This window comes from Ruegeria sp. CH8 (assembly GCF_056536985.1).
Genome location: NZ_JBQFQR010000019.1, coordinates 15067 through 41392 on the forward strand (window position 1 = coordinate 15067; position 26326 = coordinate 41392).

Sequence of the window (26326 nt, forward strand, 5' to 3'; positions counted from 1 at the left end):
TAGTTGTCGTTGATGGCAGCTATGCGGACAATGCAGCCGTTTGATCTATCGCTATTGGGCGGCGCGAAACATCGGAAACAGGGGTGGGGCTTGGTCGGCTTTGATTAGGCCCATCTCTTGGAAACCATAGCGCTTATACAGCGATAGATTTGTAGGGTTGGTCGACTCTAAGTAAGCGGGTCTTCCATCTTCGTCACAACGTTTGAGGCAACATTCCAGCAACGCGGACCCCAATCCTTTTCCTTGGCGAATTGGATCGACCGCAATAAATGCTAAATGCCAACAGTCCTCATCGGGATGATAATTGTCCATCTGCCCGAAGGTTTCGAACAACGCATCATGCTTTTCTGGTGAGACCGTCTGCTCAAAACAGGCGACAAGCCGTTCTTCGTCAGGGTGAATGCTTGGCGGAAGCCAAAGTGCGCCAGCAGTGAAATCATCGTTTCGAAACGCGCTACCCTGTTCAAATGCACGCCCGCCAAAGAAGTCCATTACTCGCGGGAAGTGGGTAAGGAAATCGGCAGGTTCAGGATACAGCCAACGCATGAACGGGTCCGCAGAAAATCCAAGAGCAAGTCCGCTTAATAAACTTTCTGCTTCACGTCGGGTTGATGATCTAAACATGAAATTACCTTTGGTCGTTCCACCTCGATTTTCAGGTTTTAGCATGTGGGCCGCAAATACTTGTTGTCAAATGCGCAATTTATTGTCCTGCTCGAGCAACGATGAAGGACTGTGTTGGGCTCAGAGCGGTCATCCGACCAATGCTGTCGGCTTTCCATCCGATATGTTGTGAGGTGGCCGACTTCCAAACAACAACAACAACACTTATAACCCCCGCTTTTTGAAGTAGCTTTCCGAGACCCCCGCCCCCTCTTCATTCTGAAATGAATTCTCTCTGGCCAACTGCCCAGCACAATAAGGTTTCCCGGCCTCCGCCAATAGACTATGCCCATATGGCGGACGCAGTGGAAATGCTGTCACTAAGAACTTCGGGTTGCCTGAGCGTGTCTGAGTCGTGCGGCCATCGGAATGACTGCAATGCGGACGGAGCGGACGTTCTCGCTAATGACTGTTGATGAAATCGGCATAAAGTGGGCGAAACTATTTTACTAGCTTCTCACTTGATTTGCGCTGGGGCCGTTAGAAGATCAATCCGCTCTTCGATCAATTCCATTCGACGTTCCTTAGGAATCGACTGGAAAGTTGTGTATTCCCAAGTGTGATATCCTACGAAGAGCATAGCCCGCATCTCCAAATCGTCGCCTATGAACCCAAGTTCAGAAAGCATGTGTCGTACAAAATCGAGACGCAGCTCAGTCACTCGTTGGGCAATTTCCGCGATCTTCTCATCTTTTTCGGCGGCATGTCGAACAGCCAGATCATGCCGTGCTAAATCGGAACTAACAATTGCCTTAGACGTTTCTATCAATCGTTGTTTTGGTTCCAGCGACAGTAGTTCACCGCTTTCGGTTACGCTACGGGTCAGATCTTCTGCCCAGTACTCAAGCAGCGCGTCTAATAGCGCCCGGCGATTGCGAAAGTGCCAATAAAAACCGCTTTTTGCGACCTTTAAGCGCTTCGCTAACCTCTCGATTGTCAAGTCCGCGAGGCTGCCCTCTCCCATCATCTCAAGAGCGGCTTCAAGCCAGTCTTTCTTTGAGTAACCACGTGAAACTCTTTTTTCTTCCGACATCGTTCCGCCTCAGCTGTACGGCCTCATCTAGACGATACAGTACAGTTATGCTACTTTTTTTCTGCGGCACTTGATACTCCTAAAACTGGTGTCGAAGTAGGGGAGGACGTGAAAAATGAAAACGCGATACGCGATTATGCTTGGTGTTCTGGTTGGCGGGTTGGGTGTTGGTGTGTTGAACGCCCTCCGTTATGAAAGCTCACACGAGGCCCGAGTATTTGGCACCGCGCAAGCGCAGGAAGCTACAAAGGACGAGTCGGAAGTCTCGCCTACTATGGTTCGCGATAGACACCGCGACGTTTACTACCCCAACACTGAGGATCTCGCGCCGGATGAAATGCGCGTCGTGGCTTGTGGTACAGGTATGCCAACAACTCGAGCAGCTCAGGCGGCCGCATGTTTCTTGGTCGAGCTTGGCAATGGCGATAAGTTTCTATTCGATATTGGCTCTGGTTCGGCAGAGCGGATCTCATCAATGCAGATTCCATACAACTATCTCGACAAGGTTTTCATTGGGCATCTCCACACAGACCATTTCGGTGACCTGATTGACCTGTATGTGGGCGGCATGATCATGGGACGAAACGTACCGTTGCGCATTTGGGGCCCGAGCGGGCCTACGCCTGAACTCGGCACTGCTGCGGCGATGCAATCAATGCAAAGTATGCTTTTGTGGGACATTGCAGGTCGTGTCGGCCAAACTGACACCAGAGGTATTGAGCTTGAGGTCAACGAGTTCGACTACAAAGTCGAAAACCAAGTTGTTTACGAGGAAAACGGAGTCGTCATTCGCTCATTCCCCGCAATTCATTCGATAGACGGCCCGGTGAGCTATGCACTCGAATGGAATGACCTAAAGTTTGTGTTCAGTTCAGACACCTACCCAAACAAGTGGTTTGACGAGTATGCCAGAGATGCCGACCTGGTAATCCATGAGTGCTTTATCGCGGTGCCAAGTTTGGTTGAAAAACTGGGGTTTACTCCTGAAGCCGCGTTGCAAGTTGGGACGCAAATTCACACTGCGCCAGAGGCTTTTGGCAAGATCATGAGCTCGATCCAGCCCCGCCATGCGGTCGCCTATCATTTCTTCAAGGACCACGACACAACTGCCGAGGTCTATGATCGCATTCGATCCACCTACGAAGGACCACTGAGCCTTGCAGAAGACTACATGGTTTGGAACGTCACGAAAGACGACATCAAAGAGCGGCTCGCCATAGTTGATCACCATACTTGGTCACCTCCACTGGCATCGCCCGCGATCCCTCCAAAATTGGACGAAGATCGTGCAGCATGGTCTGAACTCAGCGGTGTTCCGGTCGAAGCAATGAACTATTCTGAATTTATTGCAGAAGGAACTTGGGACGTGGATGACGTGCTACGCCCAATTTACGAGGAAGCGTCCGAGGCGTTGGGAAAAGAGTTCTCATACCCCAGCGACAATTAATCCTCTGCACTAAACATCTCTTGGATAGGCGGCGCGCTGAGGGTCGCCTATTGCCATTTTGAAGTCCCGAACGCCATTGCTAGAGGTTTAAGAAAATGACTGCTTTGGGCTCGACCCGAACTCTAACTAAAAACATTTGGGCGACTGTTCTTCGGGCTACAACGACCTTATTTCTCAAGGAAGTTCCAAAGCGACGAAAAGAGAACAGTTCTATATTTCGGAAAACCAGTGCCGCCAGCATTTTTGCCTTCGCCCTTTCTCAAGGCGGGGCAGCTGCCGAAAACGCCTCTAACCCACTTTCAAAAGGTCGGAACACAGATCTCAGAATTCAACATACTGACGGAAATAGCGGTGAAAAAACAGACTATTTCATTGATGGCGCATTCATGGCGCTCGACAATTTGAAGATCAAATACGAGCTTCACTACAACAATGTATCAGCAAATGGCGTGTCTTCCAGCGACTGGGAAAAGGCGCTCGTTAAACTAATATATTTTCCAACAGAGGGCTTGCTGAACGAGACTTGGGGGTATCGCGCAGCGGTGGGCCTCGACTGGATAGTCGAGTTTGGCAACGAAGACCAAGGTATTGGGACAGGTTCAGATCAACTCGGACCGTTCGCCGGAGTCGCCTTTGGAAGCCAAGATACTGGTCTTTCACTTATCCCCTTGGTGCAGCATTTTTTTGACTACAATGGCGATACCGACATCAGCCAGACGGCGCTTAGGTTAATTGCGCTACAACCCTTCGCAACCGACTACTGGGCAAAGTTAGATTTGAAAGTCCCATATGATTGGGAAGAAGAAGCATGGTCAAGCTCTGCAGAAGTTCAAGTTGGATACAACATCAACGAAGGCATTGCAGTCTACGGCGAAGCGCTTCTGGGAATTGGTGGCAACCGGTCTTTTGACGAAGGATTTGGTGTAGGCCTTCGCTTCCGATATTGAACCGAATGACCTATCTCGCATTGTAGCAAAGAGACCTGCCTGTTTGTGACCGCTGTGGGCTCAATACGGTCATCCGACCGTTGCCGTCAGCTTTCCATCCGATGTGTTGTAACCCGTGGTCACGCTTCGTGACGCGTTTCAACATTGTGTGGACAGCGTAAAAGACAAGGCCAAGGCAACCCATGACAGTTATCAGAACAGCATGAACAAGTTGCTGGGGCTGCGAGAGCGCTTCCAAGGCTTGTGGACTTTGGATCAAGGCAGGTTCATGTCCGACCTTTCTGATGACGATCTGGAAGATCACCTTCAAGCCCGATTGGACGAAGGATTTAGCCAGAACAGCATCAACATCGAAGTTCGGTTTATGAAGAGAGCATGGAACCTCTGCCGGAAGAAGCACAAGGTCAACCACGACATAACCTTCGTGTTGTCTAAAGGCTTCGTCAAATGTCGCTCCCTGTCAGAAGCAGAAGGACGAACGGTCATTGACTACTGCATTGCCAAACAGGCCGAATATCCCGACGCCTCAGCATGGTCGAAGGCCCACGACCTATTCATTTACCTGATTGACACAGGGGTTCGCCTTCGAGAGGCGACACTGGTCGATTGGGGGGCCATCGACATGCGGGAGCGCTATATCGACAACTACAACTTCAAAACCAAGAAGGAGGTCTTTGTTCCCATTTCTGACCGCCTGTTTGAGGTGTTGTCCTCGCTGCAAAACCAACCCCAGCCTTTCGTCAGTATGGACAGGGCCATCAAGAACCTAAGGCGAGCTATCACTGAATGCTGTCCTTCAAGCCCCCGAGTTTTGGCCACCCAAGGCAAGGCAACGATCCACTCCTGCCGGGACACCTATGCTACGCGGATGCTGAACAACGGCATGAGGCTGGAAGAAGTCTCTCACCTTCTGGGTCATGCAACCATTGTCCAGACTCAGAAGTACGCCAAGTTCGCCAAGAAGGAAGTAGCTGATAAAGCACGGCAAATGCTCAACGCACGTAAAGTCGCCTGATCAAAAAGACATGGCACACTATCGGGAACAGTATGGAGTTACTATACAACCAATGGCACCCAAAGCACCACATAAGTCTCTGATTTTATTGGATACCAATGGCGGACCGAGGAGGATTCGAACCCCCGACCCCTTGATTCGTAGTCAAGTACTCTATCCAGCTGAGCTATCGGTCCGCGTTGGTGAGGCGCTATGTAGACCTACCTCTGGAGACGTGCAAGTCGATTCTTCAAAAAAAATTCAAAAAGTCAGGCCACCCCGCGGCAGGCGGATTTCAAAGGTTGTTCCCTGCGGCCCGGTCTCGGCAAGAACAAGGTCTCCACCATGTCCGCGCGCCAGTTCTTGCGAGATCGCAAGCCCGAGGCCAGAGCCTCCTTTGCGTACCCCGCCCTGAAATGGCGTAAACAGGTTTTCACGTGCTTTGGGAGGCAGGCCGGGGCCGTTATCCCTGATTTCAACGCACCAGTCGTCTTCGTGTTCACAGCCAGAGATCGTGATTCTACCCGGTTTACCCGAAGCCACCAGCGCCTGACGCGCGTTGCGGACAAGGTTCATCATGACGCGGAACATCTGCTCGGGGTCCGCGCGGGCGATCAAATCCTTGGGAACTTCGTTGACGATCTCGACGCAGGCGTCAGCAACGGCCAGCCTTTCGCTGGCCACCACGTCTTCGGCCACGTCGCGCAGGGACACCATGGTCAGAGTCGGAGCAGGTTCTTCAGCACGACCGAAGGCCAGCGTGCTTTCGCACAGGGACACGGCCCGGGTGATCGAGTTCACCAGCTTTGGCGCCATGCGTCGCACCAGCGGGTCGTCGCTGGCCTCGATCCGGTCGGTGAACAGCTGCGCCGAGGTCAGGATGTTGCGCAGATCGTGGCTGACCTTGGCGACCGCTCCGCCCAGCTGCGCCAGACGTTCGCGTTGTTTCAGGGCCTGCGTCAATTCGGTCTGCAGCTGCTGTAGAGCTTCTTCCGCCTCGCGCAGTTCGGTCACCTTTGAATTGGGAGAGATGATTCCCCGCGCGTCCTCGGGGGCGCCTGCATAGCGCTGCATATAGCCTACGACGCCCTTGATGGGCTTCACCAGAACTACCCGCACGGCAAGAAACAGGAAAAAAGCGGTGATGATCGAGATGACAAAAGACAGGCCCAGAATGCGCAGGCCATAGTCGGTCATCGCCATGCGCAAGGGTTCGCTGTCTGTAGTGACCTCAATCAGCAGCCCCGCGCCCTTGACCGGTTCACCGATCACGCGAATGACCTCGTTTTCCGGCGTAAACAGGCGCGCCACGGCATCTCGGATCAATATCCATGGCCCCGCATCGCGCAAATCGTACGTTTTGGTGATCGGCTCGGGAATCGGAGAGGACAGCATCAACTGCCGCACCTCATCCCGCCGCAGCACCACGTTATAGACGCCAGCATTGGCCAGCAGTTCGGCCTCAAGGTCTTCGGCCAGCATATCATCGGCCAGCAAAGCCAGCGACGCGATCTGGGCGCGTTCCAGCCGGTTCAGCAGGAAATCTTCGCGAAACCGCGCAATCGAGGGAACAAAGATCAGAACCTCGGCCAACATCACGAAGACCGTCGTCAGGATCAGAAATCGGCCCGACAGCGAGTTCAATCTGCTCTCCCTTCCCGGTTAGGGCATCCAGCGCTGGACGAGCCGGACCACGCGTTTAACCATTTGATTCTCAAACAGCCTTGGCGAGAAATAGGCACCCGCCACCCGTTTGTTAAGCTCTCCGATCGTCGGATAGGGCGAAACCATCGCAGCAATCTGCCCCATCTTCAGGTTATTGGCCAAGGCCAGCGACCACAAGTTGATCAATTCGCCCGCCTGATGACCCACGATTGTAGCGCCCACAGGTCGGCCTTTTACGACCATGACCTTAATGAAGCCTTTCGTCTTGCGTTCCGATATGGCGCGGTCGTTGTGGTGGTAGTCAAAGCGCGCGATATCGAGCTTGTCGCCGTGCTGGTCGCGCGCCTGCGCTTCGGTCAGGCCGACCTGCGCCAGTTCAGGGTCGGTATAGGTGGCCCAGGGGATATGCGCCGTTTTCGCCTTGGACGGCAGGCCGAACAGAGCGGACCGGATGATGATCCCGGCGTGATATCCGGCCACATGGGTAAACTGCATCCCGCCCGCAACGTCGCCGATAGCATAGACCCTGCGGTTCGTGGTGCGCAGCGACTCGTCCACTTTGATCCCGGTGCGGGTTGGTTCGATACCGGCGTCCTTTAGGTTCAGGCGGTCGGTTTTGGCCTTGCGCCCAGCCGCCAGCAACAGGTGCGAACCGGTATAGATGTCGCCATCCTCGGTCACGACCTCGACGAGGCCTTTGTTGTTGCGAACTTGGGCAACCATGGCCTGTTCGTGGATCGCCACTCCCTCGGTGCGCAGCGTATCCAGCACAATCTCAGCCGCTTCGGGATCATCTTTGCCCAGCGCCTGCAGGCCTTCGATCACCGTCACCTCGCAACCCAACCGGATATGGGCCTGCGCCATTTCCATGCCGATGGGACCACCGCCGATGATCAGCAGATGTTCGGGCTTGTCGCGCAAATCAAAGATCGTCTCGTTCGTATAGTAGGGCACTTCATCCAGCCCCGGAATCGGCGGCACCAAGGGCGACGATCCTGTTGCAATCACCACCCGCCGCGCTGTGATCAGATGGTCGCCTGCCTGCACCTGGGTCGGAGAGACAAAGTGACCATATTCGCGGATCACCTCAACGCCGAAGCCCTCGAACCGGTCCTGACTGTCCATCGGCTCGATCTGGGCGATCACGTCATGCACATGATCCTTGGCGGCGGCATAATCCACTTGCGGCACCACATCGGCCACGCCCAGCGCGGCGGAATGCGCCTGCCCATAAGCAGCCTTGCCGCTTGCGATCAGCGCTTTGGAGGGCACACAGCCAAAGTTCAGGCAATCACCGCCCATCTTGTGGCCTTCCAGCAGGATCACATCGGCGCCCATCTGGCTGGCCCCGGCGGCCACGGACAAACCGCCCGACCCGGCCCCGATCACCAGGATATCGGTTTTCAACTCTTGCATGAGATCAGGCGTCCTTTCGGCCACGCAGGGCTTTGATCACTATTGGCAGAGCCGCCAGCACGCACAAGCCGATGATCGGACCGATGACAAACGGTTCCCACAGCAACGACACGTCAGGCGTCTCGCCCCGGTCGAACACGCCGCCCAGCCCGACGCCGATCCACGTATAGACGATGCCGCCCGGAATGATGCCCAGCGCCGTGGTGATCAGAAAGTTGCGGAACTTCACGCCGACAAGCGCAGGCACCAAATTGGCCACAAAGAACGGCACGACCGGCACAAGGCGCAGCAGGAACAGCACCGAGATTTCATTCTCGCGCAACCCATCCTTGAGCTTTTTGATCGTGCCCTCCGAGGATTCCAATCGCACCGTCAGGGATTCGCCCAACCCCCAGCGCGCAGCCAGAAAGATGGCCGAAGCGCCGATAGTTGCGGCAACGACGTTAAAGACGGTGCCCGCAAAGAGGCCGAACAAAAACCCTCCGGTCATCGAGGCCACGGCGGCACCCGGCAGCGAAAAGGCGACGATGACGATATATATCGCCACAAAAGCCGCCGCCATGGACCAGTAATTGGCATCCCGCCACGCCAGAAGCGCCTCGCGGTTGTCGCGCAGCGTCTCGAAGGTCAGGTAATCGCCAAGCGTAAAGAAGCCCACCGCCGCCACGGCGAGAATCACCAGCAAAGGAATATGGCGCGCAAGCCCATTGCGCGGCGCCTGAGTTGTATCGCTCATAAGGCTGTCCGGTTTCGTTCGTTTCATTCTGTACCCAACATGCGCCGCCTTTGGCCCGAGCAACAGGGACTTCACGCGGCCTTGATGTTTACGGCAGGGAATGTAAGGGTTTGGGGCGTCAAAACCGCGATTTTGAAACCTTTTGCCGGCTGCGGTTACAGAATTGTTGCAAAAGGGTATAAAACCCCCACCTAGGGGTTTGACTTACCCCCCGCTTCCCAGTAGAGGACGGGCTTCGAACACTAGGGCCAGGCGAATCCGCGCCGCACCCCACCGCTATTGATTGGAGACGGAGCGATGAAACGCACCTATCAGCCTTCGAACCTGGTTCGCAAACGCCGCCACGGTTTCCGCGCGCGCATGGCCACCAAGGCCGGCCGCAAAATCCTGAACGCGCGCCGCGCACGTGGCCGCAAGTCGCTGAGCGCGTAAACCGCTCACCGATCAGGTTATGAACATGACGCCGCCGGAGGCCCCTGAGGATGGTAGCAACCAGCCGAGGGTCAAGCCCCCGGCGGCGTCCGTTTGCGCGCCTGAAAATCTGATCGTGCTCAAGAAACGGTCCGATTTCCTGAAAGCCGCGCGCGCACGCCGGCAGGGCACCGCGTCAATGATGGTGCAGGCCCGCAAACGCGCACCAGACGAAGCTCTCGGGATTCGCGTTGGCTTTACCTGTTCCAAGAAAGTCGGCAACGCCGTGGCCCGCAACCGTGCCAAACGCCGGTTGCGCGAGGCCGCGCGTGCCGTTTTGCCAGTCAGCGGACAAGTTGGTTGGGACTATGTTCTGATCGGCCGCGCTGACGTCACCGCGTCTCGCCCCTTTGACGCCCTGCTGGACGATTTGCGCTATGCCTTGCGCAAAGTGCACGGGCCACGGAAATGACCCTGCTGGCGCATATCCTTGCCCTTCCCGTCCGGGCCTATCGGCTGATCTTCAGCCCCTGGGTCGGGTTCAACTGCCGCTATCAGCCCACGTGCTCGGCCTATGCGCTGGAAGCGTTGGAAAAACACGGCGCCGTCAAAGGGGCATGGCTGGCAGCCCGGCGGATCGGGCGCTGTCACCCGTGGGGCGGCGACGGTTACGATCCGGTGCCCAAGTGCAAGTGCGACGATTCTTTGTGACCCCCGGTCAGACTTGACCCATCACATTCTGCGCTGAACACTTGGGCACGCAAAGCCCGAGGTCCAGATGACATCAGATGCGCGCCAAACGCTGCCAACGCATGAGGTCCTGAATCAACCGCCCGCGCGCGGGGATTGCAACCTTTGGACATCGGACCCGGTGCTGCGCAGTGCGGTTGGTTTCGCCACAGGGCGCTCCGCGCCTCTGGAGGCATATGGCGCGCATCTAGGACGCGCTGAAACCCGCGAATTGGGGCGCGACGCGAACCGACACCCGCCTGAATTGAGGCTGTTCGACTCGGGTGGCAGGCGTCTGGACGAGGTGCGTTTTCACCCCGCTTACCACCAAACGATGCAGATCAGCCAATCCGCCGGGTACGCAGCGCTGCCTTGGGACGGGCAGCCGGGTGGCCACACGACCCATGTCGCAATGATCTATATGGCCAGCCAGATAGAGCCGGGCCATTGCTGCCCGCTGACCATGACCTACGCGGCCTATCCGGTACTGGCCGTCAATGCGGACATCGCCGCCATCTGGCAACCAAAACTGACGGCACGGGTATACGATCCGACGACACGGCCGGTCGCCGAGAAAACCAGCGCCACACTCGGCATGGCAATGACCGAGAAGCAGGGCGGCTCGGACCTGCGCACCAACACCACCACAGCCACCCAAGACGGCGATCACTGGCGGTTGCGCGGGCATAAGTGGTTCTGCTCGGCCCCGATGTCGGATGGGTTCCTGACGCTGGCGCAGGCTCCGGGCGGGCTGACCTGTTTCCTTGTCCCCCGTTGGCTGCAGGGTGAACGCAACGCCATCCACCTATTGCGGCTGAAGGACAAACTGGGCAATCGGTCCAATGCCACGGCCGAGATCGAATACCACGATGCGCTAGCCTTTCAACTGGGCGACGAGGGCGAAGGCGTACCTACGATCATCGAAATGGTGCACCACACGCGGCTGGACACGGCCATGGCCCCGGCGGGCCTGATGCGCGCCGCTTTGTCTGAGGCCAATCACTGGGTCACCCATCGCAGCGCCTTTCAGCGCCGGTTGATCAACCAGCCGCTGATGCGAACGGTTCTGGCTGATCTGGTGCTGGACTGGGAAGGTGCCCTGACGCTGGGGATGCGCGTGGCACAGGCGTTCGACGGCCAGACCGCCGAGGACAATGCCTTTGCCCGGGTCAGCGTTGCCCTGGCCAAATTCCTGAACAACAAGCGCTGTCCCGTAGTCGTGGCCGATGCGATGGAGGTACTGGGCGGCATAGGCTATGCCGAGGACACCCCCCTGCCTCTGCTTTACCGCGAAGCCCCTCTGAACGGCATCTGGGAGGGGTCGGGCAACGTAATCTGCCTCGATATCCTGCGCACCCTTACCCGAGAACCGCTGGCCGCAGACGTGCTGCAAGCCGAGCTGGACGCCGCAACCGGCGCAGATCGCGCCTATGATGCGGCGTTGAGGGCGCATCGCGACCGCTGGCCGGACGTGCCCACCGAGGCCGAAGCACGCTGGTTCTCCGAACGCACGGCACTGCTGCTCACCGCCTCACTACTGCTGCGTCACGCGCCCGCTGCGGTTGCGGATGGTTTCATCGCCACACGCCTCTCAGGCGACAGCGGACGCATCCCCGGATCGGTGGCCGGGCTGGACGCAGATGTGCTGCTGGCCCGCCTTGGCTGACCCGTCCTCTTGCCCGGTTGCGTCAACTGCTGTAGGGGCTGCGCATGTTTGACGAAGCTGACGATATCCACCCGCTCTTTGCCGGCGCGCCCTCGGCCACCGAGTTCAAGAAGCTGCGCAAACGCATTGTGCGCCAGACCCGCGAAGCCATCGAGCAATACGGGATGGTGGACCCGTCGGCGCATGACAAGGACGGTAAACCGCCCCGCTGGCTGGTCTGCCTGTCCGGCGGCAAGGACAGCTATACCCTACTGGCCGTTCTCTATGAACTGAAATGGCGCGGACTGCTGCCGGTCGACCTGCTGGCCTGCAATCTGGATCAGGGGCAACCGGGCTTTCCTGCCACCGTCCTGCCCGAATTCCTAGAACGCATGGGCGTGCCCCACCGGATCGAGTATCAGGACACCTATTCCGTCGTGATGGACAAGGTTCCGCAGGGCCGTACCTATTGCGCCCTGTGTTCCCGCCTGCGCCGGGGCAATCTGTACCGCATCGCACGCGAGGAAGGTTGTTCCGCAGTAGTGCTGGGCCATCACCGGGACGATATCCTCGAGACCTTTTTCATGAACCTGTTTCATGGCGGGCGTCTGGCGACGATGCCGCCAAAACTGGTGAATGAGGAAGGCGACCTGTTCGTCTTCCGCCCGCTGACCCATGTGGCCGAGGCCGATTGCGAGAAATTCGCCAACGCGATGAACTATCCCATCATCCCCTGCGACCTGTGCGGCAGTCAGGACGGGTTGCAACGCCAGCAGGTGAAACAGATTCTGGACCAATGGGAAAAGAACAGCCCCGGTCGGCGTCAAGTGATGTTCCGGGCCCTGACCAACGCGCGACCGTCGCATCTGCTGGACCCGAAACTGTTCGATTTCCAGGGTCTCGCGCTGAGCCCCGGCAAAAAAGGTGAAAATTCGAGCGATATTCCACAGTTACGTTAACGTCTGACTCAGGTTGTTTTTTTAGGGTGGCCCAATACGTGAAATGCCCAAACGTAGAGGCCCGGAAAACCGATGTGGAAACATATCACCCTCGAACGCACTCTCAATGACCTGGCTTCCATTCTAAGCGGTCCTGCTGCTTTGGCGTTTGTTCCGGCAATCAGTCTGGCAGCGTTCTGGATTGGCGGGGAGCGCGCGCTGGTGGTCGTGGCCCTTTGCCTGCCACTTGTTGTTCTGGGCATCGCCGCATTTGGTGCCCGGACGGACCGGCAGCGCAAACGGCGCAACCCGCCCGGCGGCATGCTGACCATCGATGCCTTCGCCGCCGAACTGGCGGGAATTTGCAAAACTGTCAGTGCAGGTGGTACAGATTCGGCCTGCATCCTCGTCGCGCTGGATGACTATTCGGGTTTTCTGGACCTGCACGGAAACGCCGCAGCCGACCATCTTGCGAAACAATTCAGCCGTCGCGTTTTTTCGGTAATCCGCTCACAGGGCGTCGTGACCCGGCTGGACCAGAACAAGATCGCCATTGGCCTACAACCATCGCACCAATTGGACCTTGAGGCCTGTATTCAAATGGCCGGGCGCATTCAGGCGGTCGTAGAGGAGCCTTTCACTCTCAATGGTACGGGGGTGTACGTGTCCTGCTCAATCGGGTTTAGCCTGCTGTCCAGCACGCCGGATTGCCAGTTTGAGGATTGGATCGACACGGCCTCAGCTGCCTTGGGCGAAGCGCAACGGAACGGGCCGTCGACGATACGCGCTTTTTCCAGCGAAACGCGACGCCGTTCGCACATTCGGGCCAATCTGCGCAAAGATTTCGAAGCCGCGTTGGACACCGGCGAAATCCGTCCGTGGTATCAGCCTCAGATTTCTACCGATACAGGGCAGGTGACCGGGTTCGAGGCCCTTGCTCGCTGGGAGCACCCCAAGAAAGGCGTGCTAAGCCCACAGGTATTCCTGCCCTTCGCCGAGCAGGCCGAACTGATGGAGAAACTCGGTCAGGCAATGCGGCACCACGCATTTGCGGCCATGCGCAATTGGGATCTTGCCGGAGTAGTGGTGCCACGGGTCGGTGTGAACTTCTCGTCCGATGAGTTGCGCGATCCGGCGTTGATCGATCGATTGAAGTGGGAGTTGGACCAGAATGACCTGACGCCCGACCGACTTGCGGTCGAGATTCTGGAAACCGTGTTTTCGCGTCGGCCCGATGATGTAATCACCCGTAACGTGACCAGCATGGCTGAACTCGGGTGTTGCATTGATCTCGATGATTTTGGCACTGGACATGCCTCAATTGCCTCGATCAAACGCTTCAATGTCTCGCGGATCAAAATCGACCGGTCTTTTGTCGCCAAGGCGGACCGTGACGCCAGCCAGCAGCAACTGGTCAGCGCCATCCTGACTATGGCCGAAAGGCTGAATGTGGAAACGCTGGCCGAAGGAGTCGAGACCAAGGGCGAACACGCCCTGATGGCGCAATTGGGATGTGACCATGTTCAGGGCTTTGGCATTGCCAAGCCCATGCCCTTTGAAAACACGCTGGACTGGATTTCCGCGCATCAGAACAAGGTCAACGGAATGCCAAAGATCAGGCGCAAGACCGGCCCGTAATCGCAAATTTACGCCAAAGAAACGCGATCCATGACAAATTGACAGGCGATTCCGCTTGACCTTTGGGCCCGCACTCTGTTGAACCCACCGGGTGTGTTTCACTGCTTAAGGTGGCTGTCCCCGATGGACGATCAGAACAAGAATCTCATCCTTGCAACCGCGCTCAGCTTTGTCGTGATCCTTGTTTGGTTCGTGCTGTTCCCCCCGCCGGAGCAGGCGCCAACGCCAGATCAAGCCGAGATCACCGCCGTCGAGGGCAATGAGGTTCAGACACCCAGCGCCACCGGCACCGGGTCCACAGGGGACGCAGCGGCTGTCGCCGAAGAAGCTCTGCCCGAGGACGAGGCTCCGCGGGTCGAGATCGACACACCGCGTCTGAAGGGTAGCCTGTCGCTGTCGGGTGGCCGAATTGATGAATTGCTCCTGAAGGACTACAAAGTTTCGATCGACGAAGGCGCACCGATCGTTGATCTGCTGTCGCCGGTGGGATCTGAATCTGCCTATTACGCCCTGTATGGCTGGGCACCAGGTGCTGGCGTTGGAGGCGACGACGTTCCAGGACCAAATACGCCTTGGACCGTTGAAGAGGGCGAAACGCTAGGCGTTGATACGCCGATCACCCTGAAATGGGACAACGGCAAGGGGCTGACCTTCCGCCGTATGATCTCGGTGGACGAAAACTATATGTTCACCGTCACCCAATCGGTTGAGAACGCGTCCGACGGCAGTGTGGCCATGGCGCCCTACGGTATTCTGGCCCGCCACGGTATCGGTGAAGACGGCGATATTCCCGACCTGAAGAACTTCTTCATCCTGCATGAAGGCCTGATCAGCATGGCTGACGGCACCCTTACGGAAGTCGACTATGGCGATCTCCAGGATGAGACCGAAACATTCGAAAACATGAATGATGGATGGATCGGCTTCACGGATCACTACTGGATGACAACGCTCATCCCTGAACAGGGTTCTCAGTTCACCTCTTCGGCTGGGTTCAACGCCCGGAACAAAGTATATCAGGCTGACATCAAGACACCGACTCTCACCGTCGCTGCCGGCGAAACCGCGCAAGTGACGACACGACTGTTTGCGGGGGCCAAGGAATGGGAAGCCATCCGCGAGTATCAGGCAGAAGGTGTGCAGAAATTCATCGACAGCATCGATTGGGGCTGGTTCTTCTTCCTGACCAAGCCGATCTTCTGGCTGCTGCACAACATCAACGCGCTGATTGGCAATATGGGCTGGTCCATCATCGGCCTGACGCTGATCATCAAGGCGATCCTGTTCCCGCTGGCGTTCAAATCCTACGTCTCGATGGCGAAGATGAAGGAACTGCAGCCGCAGATGGAGGCCCTGAAAGAGGCCGCTGGCGACGACCGTCAAAAGATGCAGCAAGGCATGATGGAACTGTACAAGAAGGAAAAGGTGAACCCCGCCGCGGGTTGTTTGCCGATCCTGATGCAGATTCCGATCTTCTTCTCGCTGTATAAGGTGATCTTCGTCACGATCGAACTGCGCCAGGCCCCGTGGTTTGGCCCGTTCCAGGATCTGAGCGCGCCGGATCCGACTTCGATCTTCAACTTCTTTGGCTTGCTGCCTTGGGCGGCCCCGGCCCCCGAAAGCTTCATGGCGCTGATCTTCATCGGTATCCTGCCGCTGCTGCTGGGTATCTCGATGTGGCTGCAACAGAAACTGAACCCGGCACCAACCGATCCGACGCAACAGATGATCTTTGCCTGGATGCCATGGGTCTTCATGTTCATGCTGGGTGGTTTTGCCAGCGGGCTGGTGGTCTACTGGATCGCGAACAACACGATCACGTTCACCCAGCAGTACCTAATCATGCGCAGCCAGGGCTACACGCCGGATGTGTTCGGCAATATCAAGTCCGGCTTCAAGCGTACGCCGAAAACGGATGATAAATGACGGCTGAAGTCACCCAGCTTTGGCGGCACCCGATCAAAAGCCATGGTCGTGAAGCCGTCGAAACCGTAACCGTGAACCCCGGGCAGACCCTGCCCGGGGATCGCATTTGGGCGGTCGCGCATGAGGCTTCCAAGGCGGACGGCTCGGAATGGGTCTCTTGCGCCAATTTCAGCCGCGGGGCGAAAGCGCCGCAGTTGATGGCAATCTCAGCCCTGTCCAATGGTGAAATCCTGACCTTATCCCATCCGGATCGTCCTGATTTGACCTTTGCACCGGATAACGAACAGCAGGCGTTTCTGGACTGGGTCAAACCACTGATGCCCGCGAACCGGGCCGCATCGGCGCGGATCATCCGGGTTCCGGGGCGCGGCATGACCGACAGCGATTTTCCCTCGATCAGCCTGTGCAACATGGCGTCTCACCGCGCGGTTGGGCAAAAGCTGGGCCAGGACCTGTCGATCCACCGCTGGCGCGGCAATATCTGGTTCGATGGAATGCCGCTGTGGGAAGAATTCGAGTGGCTAGGCCGCGAGGTTCAGATCGGCGAGGCGGTGTTCCGCGTCCGTGAACGCATCACCCGCTGTCTGGCGACAACGGCCAACCCTGAAACCGGTGTGCGTGATGCCGATACTTTGGGCGCGCTGGATACCTGGGGCCATCAGGATTTTGGTGTCTATGCCGAGGTTCTAAAAGGCGGCGCAATCTCGGTTGGCGACAAGGTAGATCTGCTATGAGCACCCTCCCATTCCCTCTGGCTGAAGACCCGGACGAATTCGCGTCGGAACGCGGTCGCAAGCTGTTCGCTGGCGAATCCGAATTCGTCAAAGGTGTGGTCGCCATGAACGGCCTGCCCGCACCTGATCGTTTGGAGGTCTGTTTCGCCGGTCGCTCGAATGTGGGCAAATCCAGCCTGATTAACGCGCTGACCGGCACCAAGGGGCTGGCGCGTGCGTCGAACACGCCGGGCCGCACGCAGGAAATCAACTTTTTCACACAAGGCCCGGAACTGTACCTGGTCGACCTGCCCGGCTATGGCTATGCCAACGCGCCGGTGAAGGTTGTGGAAAAGTGGCAACGTCTGCTCAAACAATACCTGAGCGGCCGTCAAACTCTGCGCCGGGCCTTTGTCCTGATCGACTCGCGCCATGGGGTAAAGTCTGTCGATTCTGAGATCATGAAGCTACTGGATACCAGCGCCGTGACCTTTCAGTGCGTGATGACTAAGGCTGACAAGGTCAAGGCGAAGGATCGGGAAAAGGTACTGGAACAGGTGCGGGGCGCGTTGTCCAAACACCCGGCGGCCTTCCCCGAAATCGTGCTAACCTCGTCTGAAAAAGGCGACGGTATCCCCACGCTACGCTCAATTATCGCACATCTGGAATGAGCCTGCCGGTCCGCCTCTTCGCCGTGTTGACCACATTGGCGGTAGTGCTGACCGGAACGATTCCGCAGGGCTGGATGCCAGCGAAGGACACCGATGGCAAGGTGCTGTTGGTGCTGTGCACCGGCGAGGGCACGGTTGAACAATGGGTTGATCTGGATGCGGAAGACCCCATCCATGACGAAGGCGACCAGCGCATCATGTGCCCTTTTGCAGGTCTGACCGCCAATGTTGACCTGCCTGCAGTCGGAGCCATCTTGCCCTTTGGTGCCTCGATCCAGCCCCGTTGGTCACACCGAGATTTCACCCACCGAAGTGCCGGGTTCCATTCACGGTACGACGCAAGGGCACCGCCTGTCTTCTCCTGATTCACCACAAAACTTGTAAACCTGCGCAGTTACAGCGCAGCTCAATTTTCGAATCCGGAGAAAACTATGGCATTGGACAGCCAAACCCTGGGGGACACCCCGGCGCAAAATACCGCTGCGCAAAAGTTTTATTTCGCCGCCTGGCGATGGCATTTCTATGCGGGGATTTTCGTGATCCCCTTCCTGATCATTCTGGCCATCACCGGCCTGATGATGATGTTCATCACTCAGTTCGACGGTCGGGACGGCGAGAAAATCGCCGTTGAGGTTCAAGGCTCCGCCCTGCCCGTGTCACAACAGGCCGAGGTCGCGCTTTCCGAAATCCCCGGCACCGTCGTCGAATGGATCGGCCCGAAAGCCGCCGATCTGGCCACCGTCTTCCGCATCAAGACCGAAGAGGGCCAGCGCCTTGTGGCCGTCGATCCCTATGCCGGAGAGGTTCTTCAGGTCTGGGATCGCCGCGCGGGTTGGTACGATCTGGCCGACAACATCCACTCGACCCTGCTGATCGGCACGACCGGAGACCGCATCCTTGAGATCGCCGCCGGGCTGAGCCTGCTGCTGGTTTTTACCGGCCTCTATATGTGGTGGCCGCGCGGCAATATCCTCTCGGCTATTGTGCCGAACCTGCGGGCACGGGGCCGGGCGCTGTGGAAATCTCTGCACGCGGTGGTCGGGTTCTGGATGTCAGGGCTGCTGGTGGTCTTCCTGATCTCGGGCCTGTCCTGGGCCGGCGTCTGGGGCGGCATGTTCGTCCAGCCGTGGAGCAGTTTCCCCGCCGAGAAATGGGACAACGTGCCCCTGTCAGACGACACTCATGCCAGCATGAACCAAGGCCACCAGAATGACGTGCCGTGGGCGCTGGAGCAAACGCCGATGCCCGCCTCGGGGTCCGAAGCCGGGATCGACGCCGTTCCGCAGGGGACACCGGTGGACATCGACGCGCTGGTGGCGTTGGGAACCACGCTGGACATGACCGGGCGCTTCCGCGTGGCCTATCCCGACGGTGAGGATGGTGTCTGGACTCTGAACCGGGACAGCATGAGCAGCGACTCGACCGATCCGGTGAATGACCGGACCGTTCATGTGGACCAGTACACCGGCAGGATTCTGGCGGATGTGCGGTATCAGGATTACTCGCTGATGGGTAAATCCATGGCCGTCGGCATTCCTTTTCACATGGGCCTGATGGGCACGTGGAACTTTATCCTGAACCTGGTGTTCTGCCTGTCGGTCATCTTCGTCTGCGTCTCCGGCGTAGTGATGTGGGTCAAGCGGCGGCCGCAGCGCGCAGGGCGTCTGGCCGCACCGCCGATGCCTGCGGAACTGCCGCTGTGGAAAGGGGCTGTGCTGATCGGTCTGTTCACCGCGATGGCCTTCCCTCTGGTCGGTCTGACCCTGCTGGCGGTGCTGTCGATTGACCTGCTGCTGGTAAGCAACATCCCGGCGATGAAACGCGCCATGAGTTGATTAAGCCGGGGCCGCACCGCGCTGGTGCGGCCCAATCCGACCATTCCGGCCTTGGCACCACCCCTGAAAGGCCCTAACACGGAAGGCCAGAGGGACAATCAGCCATGAAGACACGAGATATGAACCGGGACTGGATCGCCACCGCCGCCACTTTGAACAGCGCTTTACCGTACCTACAGCGTTATGACGGGGCGATTGTCGTCATCAAGCTGGGTGGCCATGCCATGGGCAGCGACGAAGCGATGGAAAGCTTTGCCCGCGACGTCGTGCTGATGCGACAGGTCGGCGTGAATCCGGTGATCGTGCATGGCGGCGGTCCGATGATCAACGCGATGCTGGATCAACTGGATATCCAGTCCGAGTTTGTGAACGGCAAGCGCGTAACCGACAAAGCCACCGTCGAAGTGGTCGAGATGGTTCTGTCCGGCCTCGTGAACAAGCGTATCGTGCAGGCAATCAACGGACAGGGCGGATCAGCCGTGGGCCTGTCGGGTAAGGATGCGAACCTGATGGTCTGCGATCAGGCCGATCCTGCGCTGGGGTTTGTTGGCTCTCCGTCCAAGATGAACCCGAAGATTCTGCATGACTTGTTCTCGCATGATGTGATCCCCGTGATCGCGCCTTTGGGTGCGGGCAAGAACGGTGAAACCTTCAACATCAATGGCGATACGGCCGCCGGGGCCATCGCATCCGCGCTCAAGGCCGATCGGCTGCTGCTGCTGACCGATGTGTCGGGCGTCAAGAACGCTGCCGGAGAGGTAGTGACCGAATTGAAAGCGGGTCAGATCCGCGAAATGACGATGGACGGCACGATTGCAGGTGGGATGATCCCCAAGACCGAAACCGCGCTGGACGCGCTGCACAGCGGCGTGCGCGCGGTGGTCATTCTGGACGGTCGCGCGCCTAATGCCGTCTTGCTGGAACTGTTTACCGAGCACGGTGCAGGCTCACTGATCCGCCCCGATTGACGCAAACCGCGGAGGAGAGATGACCGGACATCCCCCACCCTCCTCTTACGCGGCAGCAATCAGCTACGGCTGGGTCATGCGCGCTGCGTATCAAGCGGGCCTGATCGTCATGGGCGCGACGCATCCACGAGACAGTGGCGCCAAGGGGCTGGATGGGGGAACTCTGGTGCTTTTGGGCGCAGGTTCAGCTTTCTGGCCCGTCCTGAAGGCTTCTCCGGAATGGAATGGCCGGGACCCGGTGGACCGCTGGTCCAGCCGCGTCATAGGACAGATGGCACAAGATCTGGGTGCACAGGCACATTTTCCGTTTGGCGGACCACCCTATGCACCATTCATCGACTGGGCGCTGAAATCCGGTCGCACCTTCAGCAGCCCGGTGGGCGCTTTAGTACATGATACCGTGGGTATGATGATCTCATACCGCGGGGCACTGCATTTCGGACGGGAATTCGATATCCCTGAAGGCAGCGATACGTCGCCCTGCACAGACTGCCCTGCCCCCTGCACCGTAACCTGCCCGGTGGGTGCGTTGAACAGCCAAAGCTTCTATGATGTCGACGCCTGCCACGGTCATCTGTCCACTGCAGAGGGGCAAACCTGCATGACCGGCGGCTGCCTTGCGCGACTATCCTGCCCGCTCAGCGCTGGTGCAGGGCGCGACCCCAAACAATCCGCCCACCACATGAGAGCGTTTCACCCATCATGACCCGTACCTTGATCCTGACCCGCCATGCGAAATCCAGTTGGAGTGACCTGGGCCTCAGCGATCACGACCGCCCGCTGAACAAGCGCGGGCGCAAATCGGCCCCGGCCATCGCCGGGTGGCTATGTCAAAACGGCTGGCTACCGGATGAGGTGCTGAGTTCGACCTCAACCCGCACCCGCGAGACATGGGATCGGATGGGGTTACGGGCCGACAAGGTCTGTTTCCACCGCACGCTCTATCATGCGGCGCCCGAGGACATTCTGATCGAGCTGTCAGGCGCCACCGAGCCCACGGTGCTGATGCTGGGCCATAACCCCGGCATAGCCGCCTTTGCCACCCGCATTGTCCGGCAAGCCCCCGAGCACGCACGGTTCTACGACTACCCGACCTGCGCCACGACCGTGATCCGCTTCGACATCGACGACTGGGCACATGTTCAGTGGCATAGCGGCACCGTGCAGGGGTTCACCATTCCGCGCGATCTTCTGGAATGAAAAAAGGCGGGGCAAAACCCCGCCTTTTCAATCGTTTCGTGAGGCTTAGTGCCCCAGAATCTGGCTGAGGAACAGCTTGGTCCGCTCGCTCTGCGGATTGTTGAAGAACTCTTCCGGTTCGTTCTGTTCCACGATCTGACCGGCATCCATAAAGATCACGCGGTTGGCGACCTGACGGGCAAAGCCCATCTCGTGCGTGACGCACAACATGGTCATGCCTTCCTCGGCCAGTTCGATCATGGTGTCGAGCACCTCTTTGATCATCTCGGGGTCCAGCGCTGATGTCGGTTCATCGAACAACATGATCCGCGGCATCATGCAGAGCGAGCGGGCAATCGCCACACGCTGCTGCTGACCACCCGAAAGCTGGCCGGGGTACTTATCGGCCTGCTCGGGGATTTTCACCTTTTCCAGGAAATGCATCGCGCGTTCTTCCGCCTCTTTCTTGGGCGTCTTGCGCACCCAGATCGGGGCCAGCGTGCAGTTCTCCAGAATGGTCAGGTGCGGGAACAGGTTGAAGTGCTGGAACACCATGCCAACCTCGGACCGGATCTTGTCGATGTTTTTCAGGTCATTCGACAGCTCGGTCCCGTCCACGATGATCGTGCCTTGCTGGTGTTCCTCCAGCGCGTTCAGGCAGCGGATCAGGGTGGACTTGCCCGATCCCGACGGCCCCGCGATCACGATCCGCTCGCCTTGATTGACGGTCAGATTGATGTCGCGCAACACGTGGAAGGACCCGTACCACTTGTTCATGTTGGTGATTTCGATGGCGACCTCGTCGCTCACCTGCATCTTCGAGCGGTCGATTTCGCGTTCAATTGCAAGTTCAGACATGAGTTGAACTCCTTAACGGTGGCCAGTCTGAAGCTTGCGCTCCAGATACATGGAATAACGGGACATGGAGAAGCAGACGACGAAGAACAGAACGCCGATAAAGGCAAACAGTTCCCAGTAGACGCCGTTCCAGGCGGTATCGGCGCGGATGCCGTTGGTCAGGCCGATCACGTCGAACAGACCGATGATCGAGACCAAGGTGGTATCCTTGAAAATGCCGATAAAGGTGCTCACGATGCCCGGGATCGAGATTTTCAGAGCCTGCGGCATGATGATCAGCCGCTGCGCCTGCCAGTAGTTCAGGCCAAGACTGTCGGCCCCTTCGTACTGACCGCGCGGTAGAGCCGCCAGACCACCCCTTATCACCTCGGCCATATAGGCGGCCGAGAAAAGGGTCATCATGATCATCACTCGAAGGATGATGTCAAAATTGGTCCCCGGCGGCAGGAACAGGTTCAACAGCAGCGAGGCCACGAACAGCAGAGTGATCAGCGGCACGCCCCGAATGAACTCGATAAAGCCAACGCAGAGATATTTGACGATCAGCAGATCGGACTGACGGCCCAGCGCCAGCAAGATACCGATGGGTAGCGAGACACCGATGGCCACAACCCCCAACAGGATCGCCAGCATGAAACCACCGAAGTCGCGGCTTTCAACCGTGGCAATACCAATTGGAATCACCGAGTTGATTGCTCCGGCAACGGCGCCAGCTGCAAACAACCACCAGAGAATGGGCAGCACGGCTGCAAGGATGAGGGCTGTCAGAGACCCTGCCATCGGTAGCACAACCTTGTAGGCGAGATATCCAATTGCAAATCCCGCGGCGACCATCAACGGTCCCCAGATGCTACCGCCCCACATCAGCCAAGGCAGCAGGAACGGGTAAGCCGCAGTCACGAAAAGCAGTTTGCGCGGTACGTTGGTGAACAACACCGGTGCAATCGCGACAATCAACAGGATGAAGGTCAGGTTCGGCCGAAAATAGGCAGGCCAGCCGCCGGATTCGGGCGGGTTAGACCACGTTGCGTCCGGATGCGCCGGATAAGGCGGATAAAAACCGTACAGCAATTGCAACCACCGGTCTTTGATAACGCCCCAGCAGGCATGACCATGAGTATCGCCCCATGTCGCCATCATGATCTCACGGCATTCCGACAGGGAATTGGCGTTCCAAACAGATTCGAACGTCCAACTCAGGATGTTGGAGAGCACATAGTAGATGAAGAACAGCGAGATGATGGTCAGGATGGCGTTCAGCCAGCTTGAGAACAGGTTATGCCTGATCCAGCCCAGCGCCCCCACCTCGGATGCGGGTGGGGCCTTTTCCGGCAACATTTCCGTGCGGACAAATGAAACATCACTCATATTACCGCTCCACCAGTTTGACACGGTTGTTATACCAGTTCATCACCGCCGAAATGCTCAGCGAGATGGTAAGATAAACCAGCATCAGTAGCAGAACGCATTCCAGCTCACGACCGGTCTGGTTCATGGTGATGCCGCCAAGGGTGCCGGTGATATCCATATACCCAACCGCAATCGCCAGTGACGAGTTCTTGGTCAGGTTCAGATAGTTCGAGATCATCGGCGGTATGATCACACGCAGCGCCTGCGGCAGGATCACAAGGCGCATGGTCCGGCCCGGGCGCAGACCCAGTGCAGATGCGGCCTCGGTCTGGCCCTTCGAGATGGCCAGAATACCGGCGCGTACGATCTCGGCGATGAACGCCGCCGTGTACAGCGACAGGGCCAGCCACAGGGCAATCAGCGAATTCCGCAGATGGGTGCCGCCGGTGAAGTTAAAGCCCTTCAATTCGGGATAGCCCAGGTGAAAGCCCAGCGCGGTCAGCAGGATGGCGGAAGGGACGATTAGCAGGCCGAGTTGGATGTGCCAGATCTTCGGACGATCACCGGTCTTTTCCTGCGTGGCATTGGCCCAGGCCGACACTTTGCGCATGGCAAAGATGCTGCCACCAAGCACGATCAGGAACGCGATCAGGTCCAACGAGACGTCAAAACGCAGGCTTGATGTCCCGAACAGGTGGATGTCGCCCAGGCTGCGCGAGAACAGAAACTCGGGGATGTAGACCCCGCGGTTGGTCACAGCAACAGTGCCGAATAGATCCATCGTGGCTTCTGGATTTTCACCCCGGAATGCGCGCGGCGCAGGCAGGCTTTCAATCAGGATCGCCATAGCGAACACGATCCAAAGCAGGACCGGAACGTTGCGGAACATTTCGACATAAACCGTCATGATCCGCGCGATCAGCCAGTTATTCGACAGACGCAGAACACCAACCATGACACCGATGATTGTTGCCGTAATACAGCCCAGAACTGCAACAACCAGCGTGTTTAGCAGGCCTATGAACGCCGCACGCAGATGGGTATCGCGCGAGTCGTATTCCAGCAGACGTTGGTTAATGTCATAGCTTGCCGGTTCAGCAAAAAAGTCGAACCCGACAGTTCTGCCCAGCGTTTCGAGGTTCTGAATTGTGTTGTTAATGATCCAGGCTGCCAGAAGCATGAAACCGATCAATGCAATAACCTGAATGGTCGCAGATCGATACCGCGTATCGTAAAGGAGCATGGACAGCCGGAAGTGCTCCTTCGGCGGGTCAGTGAGTGTCGTCATGACCTATGTATTTCCCCGTGCATCCCGGTTTTTCATTGGCAGAGTTGATCTCTGCTCAGAACGTTCCGGGCGTGTTTCTTATTGATTGAAAAAGGGCGCAGGTTGCCCCGCGCCCTTTTCCGTGGATTTTAACGGAACGGCGGTGCGTACATCAGACCGCCATCGGTCCATTGTGCGTTCAGGCCGCGTGCCAGACCGATCGGGGTTTCCTCACCGATGTTCTTGGCAAACACTTCGCCATAGTTGCCGCCGACTTTGATCGCGCGCTGCGCCCAATTCGCGTCCAGACCCAGCATCTCACCCAAGGTGCCTTCGCTGCCCAGCAGACGGTTCACTTCGGGATTGTCGGTGCCAGCAGCCATCTCGTCGATGTTGGCCGAGGTCACGCCCAGCTCTTCTGCTGCGATCAGCGCGTTCAGGGTCCAACGGACCACATCGCCCCACTCGTGATCGCCATGACGGACCAGCGGGCCCAGCGGCTCTTTCGAGATGATTTCAGGCAGGATCACGTGATCACCCGCGTTTTCAAAGGTGGCGCGGGTTGCAGCCAGGCCCGATGCGTCGGTGGTATAGACGTCACAGGCACCAGCCAGATACTGCTGTTGCGCTTCAGCGTTGGTTTCGATCGGAACCGGCTCGTAGCTCATGTTGTTGATGCGGAAGAAATCCGCCAGGTTAAGCTCGGTCGTGGTGCCGGTCTGGATGCAAACGGTTGCGCCGTCCAGTTCCTTGGCCGAGCTGACACCCAGAGCCTTGGGAACCATGAAGCCTTGGCCGTCATAGTAGTTGATGCCCACGAATTCGAACTTCAGATCGACGTCGCGGCTGAAGGTCCAGGTGGTGTTACGGGCCAGCATGTCGATCTCGCCCGAAGCCAGCGCGGTGAAACGGGTTTTCCCGGTGGTCGGGATGAATTCGACGGCGGACGGATCGTCCAGAACGGCGGCTGCTACTGCGCGGCACACAGCCACGTCGAAGCCCTGCCACTCACCGTTGGCATCCGGGCTGGCAAAACCGGGAACACCGGTCGCCACGCCGCAGTTCAGCTTGCCGCGTGCCTTAACATCATCGGCAGTCCCCGCTGCCGCTACACCAGCAGCCAGGCCGGCGATTGTTGCCACGCCCAAGAATACGGATTTTTTCATTTTTACCTCTTCCTGATTGTCCGCCCCGTTCAAAGGGCGGTTCTGTCCGGCACCTCTGGCACCAGAAAGGTTTCCCAAAGGTGTCTCCCCTTTAGTGAACATGAGTTTGGGCGCATTCATAAACAAACGTC

The 26326-nt window shown here is 57.9% G+C and carries 26 protein-coding genes and 1 tRNA gene; 17 read left to right on the top strand and 10 right to left on the bottom strand.

What is annotated here, in order from left to right:
* Positions 1 to 51: 51 nt before the first annotated feature.
* Both ACR0ER_RS19215 and ACR0ER_RS19220 read right to left on the bottom strand, forming a co-directional pair.
* A complete protein-coding gene (locus ACR0ER_RS19215) occupies positions 52 to 669 on the bottom strand; it encodes a GNAT family N-acetyltransferase (protein ID WP_480770327.1) in 618 nt (205 codons plus the stop codon).
* 451 nt (positions 670 to 1120) lie between these two features.
* Entirely contained in the window at positions 1121 to 1696 is a 576-nt protein-coding gene (locus ACR0ER_RS19220; protein WP_480770328.1) for a TetR/AcrR family transcriptional regulator, read from the bottom strand.
* Between the two features lie 115 nt (positions 1697 to 1811).
* Between ACR0ER_RS19220 and gntH the strand changes: the two genes are divergently transcribed.
* From gntH to ACR0ER_RS19235, 3 genes are all read left to right on the top strand, one after another.
* Positions 1812 to 3143 carry a guanitoxin biosynthesis MBL fold metallo-hydrolase GntH gene (gene gntH, locus ACR0ER_RS19225; RefSeq protein WP_480770329.1) on the top strand — a complete coding sequence of 444 codons (1332 nt, stop codon included), beginning with the start codon at positions 1812 to 1814 and terminating at the stop codon, positions 3141 to 3143.
* A gap of 95 nt (positions 3144 to 3238) precedes the next feature.
* The gene (locus ACR0ER_RS19230; protein ID WP_480770330.1) at positions 3239 to 4090 is read left to right on the top strand and encodes a hypothetical protein; all 852 of its coding nucleotides are present in this window, start codon (positions 3239 to 3241) and stop codon (positions 4088 to 4090) included.
* Between the two features lie 115 nt (positions 4091 to 4205).
* Complete coding sequence (locus ACR0ER_RS19235) at positions 4206 to 5105, top strand: tyrosine-type recombinase/integrase (RefSeq protein WP_480770331.1); 900 nt, start codon at positions 4206 to 4208, stop codon at positions 5103 to 5105.
* Positions 5106 to 5204: 99 nt separating this feature from the next.
* Here ACR0ER_RS19235 and ACR0ER_RS19240 read toward each other — a convergent pair.
* The 4 genes from ACR0ER_RS19240 to ACR0ER_RS19255 form a co-directional block, all read right to left on the bottom strand.
* A tRNA-Arg gene (locus ACR0ER_RS19240) sits at positions 5205 to 5281 on the bottom strand.
* 64 nt (positions 5282 to 5345) lie between these two features.
* Positions 5346 to 6728 (bottom strand): ATP-binding protein, encoded by a 1383-nt coding sequence (locus ACR0ER_RS19245; RefSeq protein WP_480770332.1) that lies wholly within the window; start codon positions 6726 to 6728, stop codon positions 5346 to 5348.
* An 18-nt stretch (positions 6729 to 6746) separates the two neighbouring features.
* Complete coding sequence (locus ACR0ER_RS19250; protein ID WP_480770333.1) at positions 6747 to 8165, bottom strand: dihydrolipoyl dehydrogenase family protein; 1419 nt, start codon at positions 8163 to 8165, stop codon at positions 6747 to 6749.
* A 4-nt stretch (positions 8166 to 8169) separates the two neighbouring features.
* Positions 8170 to 8901: a TVP38/TMEM64 family protein gene (locus ACR0ER_RS19255; RefSeq protein WP_480770334.1), complete on the bottom strand. Its 732-nt coding sequence runs from the start codon at positions 8899 to 8901 to the stop codon at positions 8170 to 8172.
* Between the two features lie 297 nt (positions 8902 to 9198).
* On the opposite strand from ACR0ER_RS19255, the gene rpmH reads away from it, so the two are divergent.
* The 14 genes from rpmH (at position 9199) to ACR0ER_RS19325 (ending at position 21575) form a co-directional block, all read left to right on the top strand.
* Complete coding sequence (rpmH, locus tag ACR0ER_RS19260; protein WP_005980833.1) at positions 9199 to 9333, top strand: 50S ribosomal protein L34; 135 nt, start codon at positions 9199 to 9201, stop codon at positions 9331 to 9333.
* Between the two features lie 25 nt (positions 9334 to 9358).
* Complete coding sequence (gene rnpA / locus ACR0ER_RS19265) at positions 9359 to 9784, top strand: ribonuclease P protein component (RefSeq protein WP_480770335.1); 426 nt, start codon at positions 9359 to 9361, stop codon at positions 9782 to 9784.
* Positions 9781 to 10023 carry a membrane protein insertion efficiency factor YidD gene (gene yidD, locus ACR0ER_RS19270; RefSeq protein ID WP_170334037.1) on the top strand — a complete coding sequence of 81 codons (243 nt, stop codon included), beginning with the start codon at positions 9781 to 9783 and terminating at the stop codon, positions 10021 to 10023. Before rnpA ends, yidD begins: the two co-directional genes overlap by 4 nt.
* Positions 10024 to 10090: 67 nt before the next feature.
* Complete coding sequence (locus ACR0ER_RS19275) at positions 10091 to 11707, top strand: acyl-CoA dehydrogenase family protein (RefSeq protein WP_480770336.1); 1617 nt, start codon at positions 10091 to 10093, stop codon at positions 11705 to 11707.
* Positions 11708 to 11751: 44 nt separating this feature from the next.
* Positions 11752 to 12645 carry a tRNA 2-thiocytidine(32) synthetase TtcA gene (gene ttcA / locus ACR0ER_RS19280; RefSeq protein WP_480770337.1) on the top strand — a complete coding sequence of 298 codons (894 nt, stop codon included), beginning with the start codon at positions 11752 to 11754 and terminating at the stop codon, positions 12643 to 12645.
* Positions 12646 to 12717: 72 nt separating this feature from the next.
* Complete coding sequence (locus ACR0ER_RS19285; RefSeq protein WP_480770338.1) at positions 12718 to 14262, top strand: putative bifunctional diguanylate cyclase/phosphodiesterase; 1545 nt, start codon at positions 12718 to 12720, stop codon at positions 14260 to 14262.
* Between the two features lie 123 nt (positions 14263 to 14385).
* Positions 14386 to 16188 (top strand): membrane protein insertase YidC, encoded by a 1803-nt coding sequence (gene yidC, locus ACR0ER_RS19290; protein WP_480770339.1) that lies wholly within the window; start codon positions 14386 to 14388, stop codon positions 16186 to 16188.
* Positions 16185 to 16922 carry an MOSC domain-containing protein gene (locus ACR0ER_RS19295; RefSeq protein ID WP_480770340.1) on the top strand — a complete coding sequence of 246 codons (738 nt, stop codon included), beginning with the start codon at positions 16185 to 16187 and terminating at the stop codon, positions 16920 to 16922. Before yidC ends, ACR0ER_RS19295 begins: the two co-directional genes overlap by 4 nt.
* Positions 16919 to 17572, top strand: coding sequence for a ribosome biogenesis GTP-binding protein YihA/YsxC (yihA, locus tag ACR0ER_RS19300; RefSeq protein WP_480770341.1), 654 nt, complete (start codon positions 16919 to 16921; stop codon positions 17570 to 17572). Before ACR0ER_RS19295 ends, yihA begins: the two co-directional genes overlap by 4 nt.
* Positions 17569 to 17937: a DUF2946 family protein gene (locus ACR0ER_RS19305; RefSeq protein WP_480770342.1), complete on the top strand. Its 369-nt coding sequence runs from the start codon at positions 17569 to 17571 to the stop codon at positions 17935 to 17937. The genes yihA and ACR0ER_RS19305 overlap by 4 nt, the downstream gene beginning before the upstream one ends.
* Positions 17938 to 18003: 66 nt before the next feature.
* Entirely contained in the window at positions 18004 to 19407 is a 1404-nt protein-coding gene (locus ACR0ER_RS19310; RefSeq protein WP_480770343.1) for a PepSY-associated TM helix domain-containing protein, read from the top strand.
* A gap of 104 nt (positions 19408 to 19511) precedes the next feature.
* A complete protein-coding gene (gene argB / locus ACR0ER_RS19315) occupies positions 19512 to 20375 on the top strand; it encodes an acetylglutamate kinase (protein ID WP_480770344.1) in 864 nt (287 codons plus the stop codon).
* Positions 20376 to 20394: 19 nt separating this feature from the next.
* Positions 20395 to 21081: a ferredoxin gene (locus ACR0ER_RS19320; protein WP_480770345.1), complete on the top strand. Its 687-nt coding sequence runs from the start codon at positions 20395 to 20397 to the stop codon at positions 21079 to 21081.
* Entirely contained in the window at positions 21078 to 21575 is a 498-nt protein-coding gene (locus ACR0ER_RS19325; RefSeq protein WP_480770346.1) for a SixA phosphatase family protein, read from the top strand. Before ACR0ER_RS19320 ends, ACR0ER_RS19325 begins: the two co-directional genes overlap by 4 nt.
* A gap of 45 nt (positions 21576 to 21620) precedes the next feature.
* Here ACR0ER_RS19325 and ACR0ER_RS19330 read toward each other — a convergent pair whose 3' ends face one another.
* From ACR0ER_RS19330 to ACR0ER_RS19345, 4 genes are all read right to left on the bottom strand, one after another.
* The gene (locus tag ACR0ER_RS19330; protein WP_302477163.1) at positions 21621 to 22412 is read right to left on the bottom strand and encodes an amino acid ABC transporter ATP-binding protein; all 792 of its coding nucleotides are present in this window, start codon (positions 22410 to 22412) and stop codon (positions 21621 to 21623) included.
* 12 nt (positions 22413 to 22424) lie between these two features.
* Complete coding sequence (locus ACR0ER_RS19335) at positions 22425 to 23780, bottom strand: amino acid ABC transporter permease (protein WP_480770347.1); 1356 nt, start codon at positions 23778 to 23780, stop codon at positions 22425 to 22427.
* Between the two features lies 1 nt (position 23781).
* Positions 23782 to 25050, bottom strand: coding sequence for an amino acid ABC transporter permease (locus ACR0ER_RS19340; protein ID WP_480770348.1), 1269 nt, complete (start codon positions 25048 to 25050; stop codon positions 23782 to 23784).
* 128 nt (positions 25051 to 25178) lie between these two features.
* Complete coding sequence (locus ACR0ER_RS19345) at positions 25179 to 26195, bottom strand: amino acid ABC transporter substrate-binding protein (RefSeq protein WP_170334065.1); 1017 nt, start codon at positions 26193 to 26195, stop codon at positions 25179 to 25181.
* Positions 26196 to 26326 lie beyond the last annotated feature (131 nt).

Coding starts and splice junctions, on each gene's coding strand:
- ACR0ER_RS19220 (WP_480770328.1), bottom strand. CDS start 1,696: ATGTCGGAAGAAAAAAGAGTTTCACGTGGTTACTCAAAGAAAGACTGG.
- ACR0ER_RS19325 (WP_480770346.1), top strand. CDS start 21,078: ATGACCCGTACCTTGATCCTGACCCGCCATGCGAAATCCAGTTGGAGT.
- ACR0ER_RS19305 (WP_480770342.1), top strand. CDS start 17,569: ATGAGCCTGCCGGTCCGCCTCTTCGCCGTGTTGACCACATTGGCGGTA.
- ACR0ER_RS19250 (WP_480770333.1), bottom strand. CDS start 8,165: ATGCAAGAGTTGAAAACCGATATCCTGGTGATCGGGGCCGGGTCGGGC.
- rpmH (WP_005980833.1), top strand. CDS start 9,199: ATGAAACGCACCTATCAGCCTTCGAACCTGGTTCGCAAACGCCGCCAC.
- yidD (WP_170334037.1), top strand. CDS start 9,781: ATGACCCTGCTGGCGCATATCCTTGCCCTTCCCGTCCGGGCCTATCGG.
- rnpA (WP_480770335.1), top strand. CDS start 9,359: ATGACGCCGCCGGAGGCCCCTGAGGATGGTAGCAACCAGCCGAGGGTC.
- ACR0ER_RS19255 (WP_480770334.1), bottom strand. CDS start 8,901: ATGAGCGATACAACTCAGGCGCCGCGCAATGGGCTTGCGCGCCATATT.
- yidC (WP_480770339.1), top strand. CDS start 14,386: ATGGACGATCAGAACAAGAATCTCATCCTTGCAACCGCGCTCAGCTTT.
- ACR0ER_RS19215 (WP_480770327.1), bottom strand. CDS start 669: ATGCTAAAACCTGAAAATCGAGGTGGAACGACCAAAGGTAATTTCATG.
- gntH (WP_480770329.1), top strand. CDS start 1,812: ATGAAAACGCGATACGCGATTATGCTTGGTGTTCTGGTTGGCGGGTTG.
- yihA (WP_480770341.1), top strand. CDS start 16,919: ATGAGCACCCTCCCATTCCCTCTGGCTGAAGACCCGGACGAATTCGCG.
- ACR0ER_RS19340 (WP_480770348.1), bottom strand. CDS start 25,050: ATGACGACACTCACTGACCCGCCGAAGGAGCACTTCCGGCTGTCCATG.
- ACR0ER_RS19310 (WP_480770343.1), top strand. CDS start 18,004: ATGGCATTGGACAGCCAAACCCTGGGGGACACCCCGGCGCAAAATACC.
- argB (WP_480770344.1), top strand. CDS start 19,512: ATGAAGACACGAGATATGAACCGGGACTGGATCGCCACCGCCGCCACT.
- ttcA (WP_480770337.1), top strand. CDS start 11,752: ATGTTTGACGAAGCTGACGATATCCACCCGCTCTTTGCCGGCGCGCCC.
- ACR0ER_RS19335 (WP_480770347.1), bottom strand. CDS start 23,780: ATGAGTGATGTTTCATTTGTCCGCACGGAAATGTTGCCGGAAAAGGCC.
- ACR0ER_RS19330 (WP_302477163.1), bottom strand. CDS start 22,412: ATGTCTGAACTTGCAATTGAACGCGAAATCGACCGCTCGAAGATGCAG.
- ACR0ER_RS19295 (WP_480770340.1), top strand. CDS start 16,185: ATGACGGCTGAAGTCACCCAGCTTTGGCGGCACCCGATCAAAAGCCAT.
- ACR0ER_RS19285 (WP_480770338.1), top strand. CDS start 12,718: ATGTGGAAACATATCACCCTCGAACGCACTCTCAATGACCTGGCTTCC.
- ACR0ER_RS19230 (WP_480770330.1), top strand. CDS start 3,239: ATGACTGCTTTGGGCTCGACCCGAACTCTAACTAAAAACATTTGGGCG.
- ACR0ER_RS19320 (WP_480770345.1), top strand. CDS start 20,395: ATGACCGGACATCCCCCACCCTCCTCTTACGCGGCAGCAATCAGCTAC.
- ACR0ER_RS19275 (WP_480770336.1), top strand. CDS start 10,091: ATGACATCAGATGCGCGCCAAACGCTGCCAACGCATGAGGTCCTGAAT.
- ACR0ER_RS19345 (WP_170334065.1), bottom strand. CDS start 26,195: ATGAAAAAATCCGTATTCTTGGGCGTGGCAACAATCGCCGGCCTGGCT.